Consider the following 13,037-nt stretch of genomic DNA (forward strand, 5'->3'; position numbering starts at 1 on the left):
CACCGCCAACAACGTGTGCCCGTCGTCAGCAGCGGATGCGTACTCTACGGATTCATCGGGTTTCCTGCAAGTGTTTTTTGACACCATGATGCCAAAAAGATGGCAAAGGAAAAGCCCCTCTCTCACTCATGCCTCTGAGACCCTCTCTTTCCGCTCAACGACTTCCTTTGAGCGACTAACCCGATCGACCAGTGAGAGGATCGAACGATAGGGAATACCACCATGCAGTGACAGGCCGATTTCGCAGGTGCGCGAGTTGGAATAGCCGGCCACGCACCCCTTCACTTGATGGGCCAGCCCTTGCAGTGCCGAGGCATTGAGTTCCGGCGTGGAAAAGCCCTTGTCACCGGCAAAACCGCAACAGGTGATCCCCGCGGGTACCACTACATTGGTGGAACAGGCTTTGGCCAAGGCCAGAAACTTGTCGGTCAACCCCATGCGCGTACTGGAGCAAGTCACATGAACGGCAATGCACTCGTCCACCGGTGTAATTTCCAGCCTCGGCAACAAGTGATCATGGGCAAAGTTCACCGGCTCCATCAGTACCAGGCGCTCGTCCAGGGTCTCTCTCATACGCAAAGTACATGGGCTAGTATCACACAGCACCGGGTAGCGTCCGTTCTGGCTGGCGGCCAGCAATTCGCGGTTGAGTTCCCGCGCCTTGTGGTCGGCCTCGCCAAACTGCCCTTTGGACTGAAAGGCCATACCACAGCACAGATGTCCCGGCATGGCCGGAATGATGACCTCGAATCCCGCCTTGTCGAGCAATGCCAGCGTCAACTCCATTACCGAACGCGATTCCTGATCGTCGCGATTGGCACCGAAAACTCGGGTGGCGCATGACGGCATATAGACGACCTTGTCACGTATACGGTCATCCCTGTTCACAGACCGTTTCAACACCTTGACCGAGGCAGCCCGGGGCATGCTTGGCAGCCATTGCGGCAACCGCTCTCCACTAAGTTTGCGCAAGGTCTGACTGACTTTGATCAAACCTTTGTCACCAAGCACGGCCTGTCCGAATGCTGCCATGTTGAGAGCTCCGCGGCCGAAGCGTGTGGTTCCGGAGAAATGCCGTCCCACCAGGCGCGCCACACCAGCCTTGCCAACATTGCGTTCCCGGCGCAGGCTGCGAATCAGGTCACCGGTATTGATGCTCACCGGACATTGGGTGGCACAAAGCCCATCGGCGGCACAGGTTTCGTCGCCCTGATACCGGTAATCACTCCAGAGCTGCTCGATACGCGCCTTATCGTCGTCGTTTGCCTGTTCGCCCAACGCTTCGAGTCGTGCCAGCTCACGGCGAATCACGATACGTTGACGCGGGGTGAGCGTCAGATCCCGCGACGGACAAACCGGCTCGCAGAAACCACACTCAATGCACTTATCCACTAATGGATCGGCAGCCGGTAGCGGCTTGAGATTTTCTAGGTGCAAGGTCGGGTTGCGGCTCAGGATCACCTCGGGATTGAGCAGATTCTCGGGGTCGAACAGTGCCTTGATGCGCCACATCAAGGCATAGGCATCAGCCCCCCACTCGAGCTCCACATAGGGCGCCATATTGCGTCCGGTTCCGTGTTCGGCCTTGAGCGAGCCGCCGTATTCGACTCCCACCAGTTGGGCAACCTCATTCATCAATGCCTGGTAGCGTTCGATCTCTCCTGGTTTCTCGAAACCTTGTGGAAAAACGAAGTGCAGGTTGCCTTCCAGCGCGTGCCCGAACAGGATGGCATCCTGATAGCCATGCTTGTGAAACACCTCGGTGAGCGCCAACACGCCTTCATCGAGTCGCTCGATGGGAAACGCTACGTCCTCGATGACCACCGTGGTGCCAGTTTCACGTATCGCGCCCACTGCAGGGAACAACCCCTTGCGAATCTTCCAATACAGCTCGTAGGTTGGCTGATCACGGGTGAAAGTCAGCGGCTCCAAGGTCTTGAGGCCTTCCAGGGCAGCATGGACCTGCGCTTCCCGCGACTCGAGTTCTGCTTCGTCATCGCCACGCACGTCGATCAGCAGCGCCGCCGTCCCCTCTGGCAAGGTCTTCAGTACCTCCGGCATGCCTGGCTTGTCCTGCACTGAGCACAGTGCAGCACGGTCCATCAACTCGACGGCAGAAACTAGTGTCTTCTTGAGTGCAATGGTGGCACGGCAGGTGGTGGCCATGTCTGGAAAGAAGGCCAAGGCAGCAGCCTTGACCGGCTCATCGGGCACGGTGTCGTAGGTAATCGAGCTGATGAAGCCCAACGTCCCCTCGGAGCCGATCATCAGGTGTTTGAGGATCTCAATGCCATCAGTGAAATCGACCAGGCTGTTCAAGGCATAGCCAGTCGTGTTCTTGAGCCGGTACTTATGACGAATCTTGTCGGCCAGTACGGGATTGGCCAGCGTCTCGCGCGACAACCGCTCGAGCGCCTCCAGCAACTCACCATGTGAACGCCGGAAGGCTTCGCGACTGGAGGAATCGGCAGTATCCAGCACGGCACCATCAGCCAGGATCACCCGAATATCGCGCAACGTGCGATAGCTGTTCTGGGCCGTGCCACAACACATGCCCGAGGCGTTGTTGGCGGCGATGCCACCGATCATACAACTATTTATCGAGGCGGGATCGGGCCCGATCTTGCGCTTGAAGGGAACCAGCAACTGGTTAGCCCGCGCGCCGATCACGCCGGGTTGCAGCTTGATCGCCGCCCCATCGTCGAGAATCTCGTGGCCACGCCAGGCTCGACTCAACAGGATCAGTACCGAATCGGTCACTGCCTGACCCGACAACGAGGTACCAGCAGCCCGGAAGGTTACCGGCAAGCCACGGGTATGGCATTCGGCCAGTGTAAGAATAAGCTCGGCCTCACTTTCGACTCGCACGATCAACTGTGGAATCAAACGATAGAAACTGGCATCAGTGCCATAAGCCAAGGTACGCAGCGGGTCGTCGATAAGCCGTTCGCTGGGGATCGATGCCGCCAGAGCCGTCTTGAGTTCGTGATAGGCTCGGGGGTGTCCGGATACGCTCATGTGGCCTCCCGCTGGTGGCGAATCAGCACTACCAGCTCACGCGGCCCATGCACCCCATAGGCCAGGGTCTGCTCGATATCGGCAGTCTTGCTGGGCCCGGAGATCAACAATGCGTTGGTGGGCATGCCGCCAGCCCAGCCATGCGTCTCGATCACATCGAAGAAGGTGTCCTCGATGGCATCGGCATCGAGGACCGCGATATGGACCGGCGGTACCAGGCTGATCAGACGCGGCTCGTCGGGGCTCGGCCACAGCCACAGGCTGCCGGTTTCGGCGATGGCACCGCCGGTCGAGGTCAGGCCGGCATCCACCGTTTCGAACTGCTCTCGCTTCCAGTCTTCGATATCACGATCGACATCGACCAACTCGACACCTTGATTCCTTAGCGCCGTTCGGGCCGCTACCGGTACTGGATGCTCATGCCCCAGCGCCAACCGACGAATCGATTTGGCAGCCAGCAACTCGATCAAGCGCTTTGTCCATTCAGCATGGGTAGTATGAATTACTTCGCCATGCACCGAGGTAATCAGCCGCTCAAAGCGCTCGAGGCGCTCTTGTGGGCTCCAGCCTCGACCCGTCACCACAGTGAAATCGCTTTGCGGCGCCTGCAAGGGGCCATCGCTACGTTCACGCAAGCGCTTGAGGATAATTTCGCGAGCACTCATGACCGTCCCTCTCCAGCCAGCTCCTCCCGGTGTGCTTTGACCAGGGCATGCAGCGAGACCTTGGCTGGCTTGGGAGCGGTTCGATACTCGGTCCAAGGGCCCAGCTTGGCCGGTGTTAAAGCACGCAGCTTGCCGGCGATCACCGTGCTGCCACGCCAGGCAGCGGGATGGGTAGCCAACCACTGCCAGCCTTTCCAGGCCAGCAGTTCTTTGCGCGACCGCTTGACCCCGGCACCAGGTACATTACCGCGGCCCTCACCGACAGATTCCTTGCGTAACCGCACCAGCAAGTCAGGGATTGGAATCTTCACAGGACATACCTCACCACAGGCACCGCATAGGCTCGATGCAGTGGGCAGATCCTTGGTTGCCTCCAGCCCCAGCATGTGCGGCATCAGGATCTTGCCAATGGGACCAGGGTAGGTGGTGCCGTAGGTATGGCCGCCAACACGGGTATACACCGGGCAGTGATTCATGCATGCCCCGCAGCGGATACAACGTAGCGTGTCGAGCAATTCATTGTCTTGATAGATGCCAGAACGGCCGTTATCGACCAGCACCAGGTGGACTTCCTCGGGGCCATCATGCTCACCGGGCTTTCGCGGCGAGCTGATCATATTGAAATAGGTGGTGACATGCTGGCCGGTCGCCGAGCGAGTCAACAACGCATAGAGCGGCGGAACATCGCGCAGATGTTCGACCACTTTCTCGATGCCAGTGACGGCGATATGCACCGGAGGCACCGTGGTGGTCATGCGCCCGTTACCTTCGTTTTCCACCAGGCACAAGGTACCAGTCTCGGCCACCGCAAAGTTGACTCCCGATATCCCCACGTCAGCGGCCATGAACCGCTCACGCAACTGAGCGCGAGCGGCAGCGGTCATGTAGTCGACGTCACGAGTTCGCTCGGTCCCCGTCTTGTCGTGTAGGATCTCGGAGATCTCGTCGGTATTGAGGTGTATCGCCGGCATGATGATATGCGAGGGGGTCTGTTCGTTGAGCTGTACCAGATACTCACCGAGATCTGACTCCAGCGCTTCGATTCCCGCCTCTTCAAGATGCGCGTTGAGGTGCATCTCCTCAGACACCATTGACTTGCCCTTGATCACCGACTTGGCGCCGCGTGCCTCGCACAGCTCACGAATGATCCGGCATGCTGCCTCACCATTTTCTGCCCAGTGCACACGGATACCGTTGGCCTGGCAGTTGGCTTCCAGTTGTTCAAGCAGATCGGGCAACTTGGCCAGTGCGCGCAGACGAATATTGGCCCCCAACTCACGCAATGCCTCCAGGTCCCAATCACTGAACACGTCCCGGCGCTTGGTTATCAGCCCATCCATGGCACGCCGGAAGTTGGCCCGGATTTGCGGATCATCCAGCGCCTCATGGGCCTGACGATGAAATGCCTGAGGTGTATAGGTCTGTGGGATAAAATGCTGCACGCTCATGAGGTCCTCCGCCACAGATAGGAGGCAATATGCTCTCCTCGCACTGCCTTCTTCTGATGTTCGAAGCGCCCCGCAATATTCATCAGGCAGCCGCAATCGGAAGTGACAAAGTGCTCGGCACCGGCCGCTTCAATGGCTTGGGTCTTGTCTTCGACCATGGCAGCGGAAATCTCTGGATGACGTACTGCAAACGTACCACCGAAACCACAGCACTCCGCAGCACGCACCTGCTCCACCAATTCGACTTGGCCGAGTTGGGCCAGCAGCGCGGGACCTGTCTCTGCCAATCCCATCTCACGGCGTGCACTGCACGAAGTATGCATGGCCACTTTCTGTGGCTCTCCCTTGTCGGCGAACTTGACGTGACAGACATGCACCAGGAATTCGGTCAATTCATAGATTCGCTCAGCGATGTCTCGAGCCTGGGCTTCGCGAGGCGTACCGGCAAACAACTGCGGGTAGTGAGTTCGCATCATGCCGCCACAAGAGCCCGAGGGCACGATGATCGGCCAGGAGTCGGGGAACAAATCGAGCTGGGCAGCCGCCACGGCGCGTGCCTCATCATGATAGCCGGAGGTGTATGCTGCCTGGCCACAGCAGGTCTGATCGTCAGGAAACACTACCTCGATCCCCTCGCGCTCAAGCAAACGAATCCCATCGAGTCCCGCCTGTGGGTAAAACATGTCGATTAGACAGGTACCGAAGAAATAGACCTTCTCCGGCTTCGGAGGGTAGAGCTTGACTGACATCATTATGGTTCTCCTCGGCTCGCGACCCTCGCCCGGCAGGCTTTCCGACTCAACCGGACCATCACGATGGTAAATTGGTTTTACCAATTTACAGATAGCATTGATGCACCTTAGGAGGCTCTAGCAAGAAGTGTCAAATACAACTTGCAAGTTTTCCCAATATCACAGCTTATACTTTGGTATCGTCTAGCAGGAATCGGGCATAAGTCACTGAAAACCACCTCTTGCATGCACACCGACAAAATTGTGCATCGAGTGCAATATCGCCTAGAATTGGTAATACCAATTACCAATGGGCGTCCGGCATGGCTTTTTGGCACAATCCTTCACACCCGCTGCCAACGTCCGCTTGCATGAGAAACCGCCATGGCCTATCAACCCGTTCGCCAACCCCGTATCGCCGATGTTATCACCGAACGTCTCGAGGCGATGATTCTCGAGGGCAGCCTCAAGCCTGGCCAACGACTACCGCCGGAACGGGCGTTGTCCGAACGCTTTGGTGTCTCGCGACCATCACTTCGCGAAGCCATCCAGAAGCTCGCTGCCCGAGGACTGTTGACCAGTCGCCAGGGTGGGGGCACCTATGTGACCGAGGAGCTCAATGCCCGTTACAATGATCCGTTGCTGGACATGCTTCCTCGTCACAAGGAGTTTCATCTCGACTTGCTGGAATTCCGTGATGCCATGGAAGGCATTTCCGCCTATTATGCCGCGCTCCGTTCCACGCCAGCCGACAGAGCGATGTTGATCGAACGCTTCGAGGAACTGGAAGCCAGTTTCGCGGGGCGAGACCCGACCCTGGAGGCCAAGGCCGATGCTGCCTTTCACCTGGCCATTGCCGAGTCCGCGCATAACGTGCTGCTGCTGCATACCATCCGTGGCATCTTTCACTTGTTGGAAAAGAGCATCGTCGACAACTTGGCCCACCTGTTCGAGAAACCCGACTCGCGCCCTCGCTTGATGGATCAGCACCGTGCGCTGCTCGATGCCATTCTCGAAGGCCGTCCTGAAGATGCTCGCGCTCGAGCCCACGAGCACTTGGTGTTCGTCGAAGAAGAACTGCTGGAGATGGAGCGTGCCGAAACGCGAGCCCAACGCGCCCTGCGCCGCGCCCAAGCCATGCCCGAACGTGCTGGTGGCTAAGCTCAGCTCTCGAGCGCGAACATGGCGCCTGTGGCTCCTGCTTCTGGTGCCGCTGGGTTTCGTCGTGGTCGTCTGGCAGTCAGCGCTAGTGGCACGCGACCAAGCCTTGCAGACCCTGCGCAGCGAGGCAGAGAACGAGCTTCGCCTGTCAGCGGCAGGTCTTGAAGGTCATTTATCACGTCATGACTATCTGCCCGAACTACTGGCCTCCCGAGAGGTTGTGCAACGTTTCCTGGTATCACCCGAGCAACAGGACCCGATGCCGGTCAATCTGCTGCTCGACCATTTCCGTGAGACCGCCGATGTCTCGGACATCTATTTGCTAGACCGCGATGCCAATACGCTGGCAGCCAGCAACTGGTATCTACCCAATACCTTCATCGGCCAGAACTACGCGTTTCGCAGCTACTACCAGGATGCCATCGCCGGTCGCCAGGGTCGCTTCCATGGCCTGGGCGTACAATCGATGGAGCGTGGCTACTATTTTTCCGCCCCGGTGATGCTGGATGACGGCAATCACGATCCCGACGGCGTGATGGTGGTCAAGGTCCTGCTCGATACCGTCGAAGACAGCTGGGCAGACCAAAGCGCTGAGCTGTTGGTCACCGACCAGGACGATATCATCTTCATGGCCAGCCGCCCCGAACTGCGCCTGACAGCGCTTTCCTCCCTTTCCGACTCAGAGCGAGAGGCACTGCTTGCCACCCGCCGCTATGCCGACGAACCACTCCCACCGTCAGGAATCAAGGTTCTCGAGACACGTCGCGACCAGAGCCTGCTGGTCAGTTTTTCCCAGGGCCCACTGAAAGGCGAAGAATACTTGCTACTGACACGCTCCCTACCCGAGTTCGGCTGGAATATGCACATCCTCAAGCCCCAACTTCCGGTACGCCGCGCGCAGTGGCAGGCGGCACTATTGGCCGGCGGATTCTTCAGTGTGGCGCTGTTCGCCGGCGGCTTCGGTTGGCAACGATTACGCCTGCGACGCGAGCGCGAGCAGTTTGCCGAGCGTGAACGTCAGACTCTGGCCCGGGCTCGCGATGAGTTAGAGCTCAATGTCGAACGTCGAACCCGCGACCTGGTAGACTCCAACCGGCGCCTTTCCGCCGAGATTGAAGAGCGACGGCGAGCTGAAGCCAACTTACGCCAGACCCGCGATGAACTGGTCCAGGCCGCCAAACTGGCTGTACTCGGACAACTCGCCGCCGGCATCAACCACGAACTCAACCAGCCATTGGCAGCGATTCGAGCCTACGCCGAAAACGCGCGAACCTTTCTCGCCCGCAACCGGCTGGAAACGGTTGATGCCAATCTCGAGCAGGTCGTCGAGTTGACCGCACGCATGGCCGAGATCAGCGCTCAGCTCAAGCAGTTCTCCCGCAAGAGTGGTGACAATCTGACCGCGGTATCGGTCCCTGCTTGCTTCGATTATGCCTTGCGCCTGTACCAGACACGCCTGAGCGCAGCCGGCGTTGTGGTCGAGCGTCACTGGCCCGATCAGGACGTCTGGGTGCGCGCTGATCTAGTACGCCTCGAACAGGTCATGGTCAACCTGATCGGCAACGCCTTGCAGGCCATGAGCGACACGACGGAGCCACATCTGGCACTCAGCATCACGCCACACGATCATGAAGTGCACATCAGTGTGGCTGACAACGGTCCCGGCATCGCCGAAGAACATCTCAAACGTATTTTCGAACCCTTCTTCACCACCAAGTCATCCGGTACCGGGCTTGGCTTAGGCCTGTCGATCTCGTCGCGTATCATCGATGACCTCGGTGGACACCTCGAAGCCAGCAACCAACCCGGTAGTGGCGCTTGCTTCACTATCATCTTGCCCACCAGTCCCGAGACTGTCATAACCTCCGTTCATCGCGACGCCCAGGAGTCCCGCCCTCATGCATGACGACACGGATACCCCGGTACTGATCATCGACGACGAGGAGCACTTGCGTATCACCGCCAGCCAGACACTGGAACTGGCCGGTTACACGCCCCAAGCCTTGATCAGTGCCGAAGCCGCCCTGGAACGGCTCACACCGGATTTTCCAGGGGTGCTGGTCAGCGATATCCGCATGCCCGGCATGGACGGCATGACACTGTTGCGTGAAGTCCGTCGACGTGACCCGGATCTACCAGTGATCCTGATTACTGGCCACGGCGATATCTCCACGGCAGTGGAAGCCATGCGCGAGGGCGCCTGGGATTTCCTGGAGAAACCCTTTGCCGGCGAACGCTTGGTAGAGATGGTTCGGCGCGGCATCGAGAAGCGCCGCCTGAGCCTGGAAAATCGCCAGCTCAAGGCTGAATTGGAAGCACAACAGTCCGCTCCTGGGCCACGCATCGTCGGTCGCACACCGGTCATGCAGCGCCTGGCATCGATGGTCCAACGCATCAGCCAAGTCGAGGCCGACGTGCTGCTATTCGGTGAAACCGGTACCGGCAAGGATCTGGTAGCCCGCTCTCTACACGAACGCAGTGCACGTAGCGGCCAGCCTTTCGTTGCCATCAACTGTGGTGCTGTCCCCGAAGCCATTATCGAATCCGAGCTGTTCGGCCATGAGAAAGGGGCTTTTACCGGCGCCATGGAACGTCGTATAGGCAAGTTCGAACATGCCAATGGGGGTACGGTATTCCTCGACGAAATCGAGTCGATGCCACTTGGCTTGCAAGTCAAACTGCTGAGGGTGCTGCAGGAGCGTTGTGTCGAACGACTGGGGGCTAATGTTCCAACACCACTGGATATTCGCGTGATCGCGGCTACCAAGACCGACCTCAAGGCGGCGGCTGATGAAGGCCAATTTCGTGAAGACCTCTACTACCGGCTCAACGTAGTGACCCTGCCGATTCCCGCCCTGCGTGAGAGACGTGAGGACATCCCCTTGCTATTCCAGCATTTCGCGGTCGTCGCCGCCAACCGCAGTGGTCTTGAGGCACCGCCGTTGGATGCCAATAGCATCTCGACCTTGATGGCCCATGATTGGCCGGGCAACGTCCGCGAGTTGCGCAACCTCGCTGAGCGCTATGTGTTGTTGGGAGCCGCTCACGATTACCGGCTCGATGCCCTGCTCGACGGCGCCGACCCAGGACTTGGCGACATGGCGCTACCGCAGCAGGTGGAGCTATTCGAGAAAAGCCTGATCAGCCAGTCGCTGGCCAGCCACCGAGGACGTATTCCCGCTGTCTGCGAACATCTTGGCCTGCCGCGCAAGACGCTCTACGACAAGCTCAAGAAATATAGCCTCAAGGCTGAGGACTACCGCCACGCCACCACACCGTGAGATAACAACTCGACCAGGGCCTGCCAGGGCGGTAGCCAGGGCACCAAAGCGCCCGTGAGCAACAGCATGAGTATCGCATTCCCCGGCTGGCGGTAGTCGAATAGCTTGAATGCCGTACCAAAGGAACGCTTGATACGCGTACCGACCAAGTCGACGCTATATAGCTCATCAAGCAACATATGGATCAGCGTTCCTGCGACCAGTGCCAACCCTTGGGCCCAAGCCATCCAGGCACTTTGAGCAAACCACTGATAACTGACGACCACGGTCGTCAGCCCACACAACGACGATGCCAGCAACGAATGCCAGATGCCGCGATGTACGGAAAAGTGCTTGAATACCGCGCTTAGCACATAACGCACGCCGATATATAACCCGCCACAGGCAACGACTATTGCCCCTGGGCTGAGTTTCCCCTGCAACAGCAACGCTCCCCCCACTACCGCCAGTACGGCAAACAGCGTGAATATCAAACGAACGGCATGGGATTGGTCAGAGTCGACATCCGGCAGGATCCCGCCTAAAGCGGTCAACACTGCCAAGGAAGCAGCGTCGGCAATCGATAACTGAGCAACCTGCCAGCCACCGACGCCAAGCAATGCGCCGCCAGCCACGGCGACACTGAGATGGGTACGAAAATCAGCCATGCAAAACTCGACAAACACTGGATGAAAATCCAGATTATGCGCAGCATGGTCTGAAAAAACAATCAGTTGCCAAATAGCGACACATTCAAGCGAAGTGTTAGATTACCTGCCCGTCGGCCAGATAATCAGTCCTTGAGATATTGGTCCTTGAGTTTGACGTAGTTGCCGGCGGTATAGGGAAAGAACTCGCGCTCCGACTCCTTGAGCGGCCGCATGGCCTTCGCCGGGCTGCCAGCATAGACATGGCCGCTTTCCAAACGTTTGCCTGGGGTAACGATGGCGCCGGCAGCGATGATCACCTCGTCTTCGACTACCGCGCCATCCATGATGATAGCGCCCATGCCAACCAGCACACGATTACCGATGGTACAGCCATGCAACACCACCTTGTGGCCAATGGTCACGTCATCGCCGATGACCAGAGGGTGGCCGCCAGGATTGAAATCACTGGCATGCGTGATGTGCAGCACACAACCGTCCTGCACGCTGGTTCGTTCTCCGATGCGGATGCGATGCATATCGCCACGAATGACGGCCATCGGCCACACCGAGCAGTCATCGCCCAGCACCACATCACCCAACACGACACAAGCCGGATCGATATAGACCCGTTCACCGAGACGTGGCGTGATGCCCTGAAAGGTTCGGATACTCATAGTCGTCTCCTGGTTAACGAGACCTGAGCGGTCCCATTACACTGTCATATTAGCCCGGACAGTAGTACGACCAACGTCAAGGGAATCGACACGAAGCGCACCAACGTCCGCCACGCGCGAAACCCGTTGGGACCAGCGTCCAAGGCGCGTAACGCCGTATCCCGGGGCAGCACCCAGGCAGCAAAGGTCGCAATCAACAGACCACCGATGGGCAGGAAGATATCGGTCGGCACCGTGGTCACCAACTCGAAAAAATTCATCCCGGCTAGCCAGTGCACGTCGGCCATGGTCGAGAATGACAGCACCGATAACAGTCCTGCCAACCATACCCCTCCGGCGACGATTGCCGTGGCTCGGCTGCGCCGCAAACCGAAGCCTTGCAATGTTGCCACCATCGGCTCGGCAAGATTGATCGATGACGTCCAGGTGGCCAATAGCAGCAGCAGGAAAAACAACCCTAACCACAATGATCCCCAAGGCAAATCGGCCAAGGCAATCGGAAGCGTCACGAACATCAGTCCTGGTCCCTCGCCCGGATCCATGCCTTGAGAGAACACCACCGAAAAGATGGCGATACCAGCCATCAGTGCCACCGCTACATCGAGGATCGCCACTGCCCCAGCGGCACGTGGCAAGCTCTGATGGTCGGGCATGTAGGCGCCATAGGCCATCAGGGCACAAGCCCCTACCGCCAGAGTGAAGAAGGCATGCCCCAGGGCGTTGATGACTACCCCAACGGTGATCGCCGAAAAGTCTGGGCGGAACAGCCAGACCAAAGCAGGAGCGAAGCCATCGGTAAAAGCGGCATGGATCACCAATACCACCAGCAACGCGTACAGCAGCGGCATCATTAAATTGTTGAGCTTTTCCAGCCCGTTGGACACGCCAGCCGCAACGACCGACATGGTCAGCAGCAGGAATAGCGTATGATTGAAGGTCATGCGCAACGGGTCGGCAAGAAAGGCCTCGAAATTGGCTCCGACTTCCGCCGGCCCCAAGCCAACGAAATCACCATTGACCGCCTCGATCAGAAACTCGATCGACCAGCCGGACACCACCGAATAGAACGACAGGATAAAGAACACCGTCAGTGCGCCGAACACACCGAGCCAACGCCAATGTGGAGTGGTCTTGGCCTGCTGTGCGAGATAGGCCAGCGAATGCATCGGACTGCGACGCCCTGCGCGGCCAATCATGATTTCAGCCATCATTACCGGCACCCCAAGCAGTACCACGAAAGCGACATACAAGAGCAGGAAGACAGCCCCACCGTTCTCACCGGTCATGTAGGGAAAGCGCCAGATGTTACCCAGCCCCACTGCCGCACCGGTGACTGCCAGGATAAAGGCTCGCCGCGAACTCCAGCGCTCCAGAGTTTCGTTCATGTCTGATGATCCTTGAGATACCAGCTACAGGGGTGACTACCCGAG

General features: G+C 58.5%; 10 protein-coding genes. 3 read left to right on the forward strand and 7 right to left on the reverse strand.

The features are described from left to right. Positions 1–126 precede the first annotated feature (126 nt). Genes L861_RS21295 through L861_RS21310 form a run of 4 tightly spaced genes read right to left on the reverse strand, consistent with a single transcriptional unit; the run spans position 127 to position 5,883 of the window. Positions 127–3,018 carry an FAD-binding and (Fe-S)-binding domain-containing protein gene (locus L861_RS21295; RefSeq protein WP_016418733.1) on the reverse strand — a complete coding sequence of 964 codons (2,892 nt, stop codon included), beginning with the start codon at positions 3,016–3,018 and terminating at the stop codon, positions 127–129. After that, positions 3,015–3,683, reverse strand: a complete 669-nt coding sequence (locus L861_RS21300; RefSeq protein ID WP_016418734.1) for a LutC/YkgG family protein — start codon at positions 3,681–3,683, stop codon at positions 3,015–3,017. The genes L861_RS21295 and L861_RS21300 overlap by 4 nt, the downstream gene beginning before the upstream one ends. Beyond that, on the reverse strand, positions 3,680–5,131 hold the full coding sequence (locus tag L861_RS21305; protein ID WP_016418735.1) for a LutB/LldF family L-lactate oxidation iron-sulfur protein: 1,452 nt from the start codon (positions 5,129–5,131) through the stop codon (positions 3,680–3,682). The genes L861_RS21300 and L861_RS21305 overlap by 4 nt, the downstream gene beginning before the upstream one ends. Further along, positions 5,128–5,883, reverse strand: coding sequence for a (Fe-S)-binding protein (locus tag L861_RS21310; RefSeq protein WP_016418736.1), 756 nt, complete (start codon positions 5,881–5,883; stop codon positions 5,128–5,130). Before L861_RS21310 ends, L861_RS21305 begins: the two co-directional genes overlap by 4 nt. Before the next feature lie 363 nt (positions 5,884–6,246). Between L861_RS21310 and L861_RS21315 the strand changes: the two genes are divergently transcribed. Genes L861_RS21315 through L861_RS21325 form a run of 3 tightly spaced genes read left to right on the forward strand, consistent with a single transcriptional unit; the run spans position 6,247 to position 10,304 of the window. After that, positions 6,247–7,023, forward strand: a complete 777-nt coding sequence (locus L861_RS21315) for a GntR family transcriptional regulator (protein ID WP_016418737.1) — start codon at positions 6,247–6,249, stop codon at positions 7,021–7,023. Then, positions 7,016–8,929: a sensor histidine kinase gene (locus L861_RS21320; protein ID WP_027947966.1), complete on the forward strand. Its 1,914-nt coding sequence runs from the start codon at positions 7,016–7,018 to the stop codon at positions 8,927–8,929. Before L861_RS21315 ends, L861_RS21320 begins: the two co-directional genes overlap by 8 nt. Continuing rightward, entirely contained in the window at positions 8,922–10,304 is a 1,383-nt protein-coding gene (locus L861_RS21325) for a sigma-54-dependent transcriptional regulator (protein ID WP_016418739.1), read from the forward strand. The genes L861_RS21320 and L861_RS21325 overlap by 8 nt, the downstream gene beginning before the upstream one ends. On the opposite strand, the gene L861_RS21330 is transcribed toward L861_RS21325, so the two are convergent. The 3 genes from L861_RS21330 to L861_RS21340 form a co-directional block, all read right to left on the reverse strand. Further along, positions 10,280–10,951: a metal-dependent hydrolase gene (locus L861_RS21330; protein WP_016418740.1), complete on the reverse strand. Its 672-nt coding sequence runs from the start codon at positions 10,949–10,951 to the stop codon at positions 10,280–10,282. The two genes, L861_RS21325 and L861_RS21330, sit on opposite strands and share 25 nt — an antisense overlap. Positions 10,952–11,076: 125 nt before the next feature. Further along, complete coding sequence (locus tag L861_RS21335; RefSeq protein WP_016418741.1) at positions 11,077–11,607, reverse strand: gamma carbonic anhydrase family protein; 531 nt, start codon at positions 11,605–11,607, stop codon at positions 11,077–11,079. A gap of 44 nt (positions 11,608–11,651) precedes the next feature. Further along, a complete protein-coding gene (locus tag L861_RS21340) occupies positions 11,652–12,992 on the reverse strand; it encodes a sodium-dependent transporter (protein ID WP_016418742.1) in 1,341 nt (446 codons plus the stop codon). Between the last annotated feature and the right edge of the window lie 45 nt (positions 12,993–13,037).

The organism is Litchfieldella anticariensis FP35 = DSM 16096, from assembly GCF_000409775.1.
GTDB lineage: Bacteria > Pseudomonadota > Gammaproteobacteria > Pseudomonadales > Halomonadaceae > Litchfieldella > Litchfieldella anticariensis.

Coding starts and splice junctions, on each gene's coding strand:
- L861_RS21325 (WP_016418739.1), top strand. CDS start 8,922: ATGCATGACGACACGGATACCCCGGTACTGATCATCGACGACGAGGAG.
- L861_RS21310 (WP_016418736.1), bottom strand. CDS start 5,883: ATGATGTCAGTCAAGCTCTACCCTCCGAAGCCGGAGAAGGTCTATTTC.
- L861_RS21295 (WP_016418733.1), bottom strand. CDS start 3,018: ATGAGCGTATCCGGACACCCCCGAGCCTATCACGAACTCAAGACGGCT.
- L861_RS21300 (WP_016418734.1), bottom strand. CDS start 3,683: ATGAGTGCTCGCGAAATTATCCTCAAGCGCTTGCGTGAACGTAGCGAT.
- L861_RS21315 (WP_016418737.1), top strand. CDS start 6,247: ATGGCCTATCAACCCGTTCGCCAACCCCGTATCGCCGATGTTATCACC.
- L861_RS21330 (WP_016418740.1), bottom strand. CDS start 10,951: ATGGCTGATTTTCGTACCCATCTCAGTGTCGCCGTGGCTGGCGGCGCA.
- L861_RS21335 (WP_016418741.1), bottom strand. CDS start 11,607: ATGAGTATCCGAACCTTTCAGGGCATCACGCCACGTCTCGGTGAACGG.
- L861_RS21340 (WP_016418742.1), bottom strand. CDS start 12,992: ATGAACGAAACTCTGGAGCGCTGGAGTTCGCGGCGAGCCTTTATCCTG.
- L861_RS21305 (WP_016418735.1), bottom strand. CDS start 5,131: ATGAGCGTGCAGCATTTTATCCCACAGACCTATACACCTCAGGCATTT.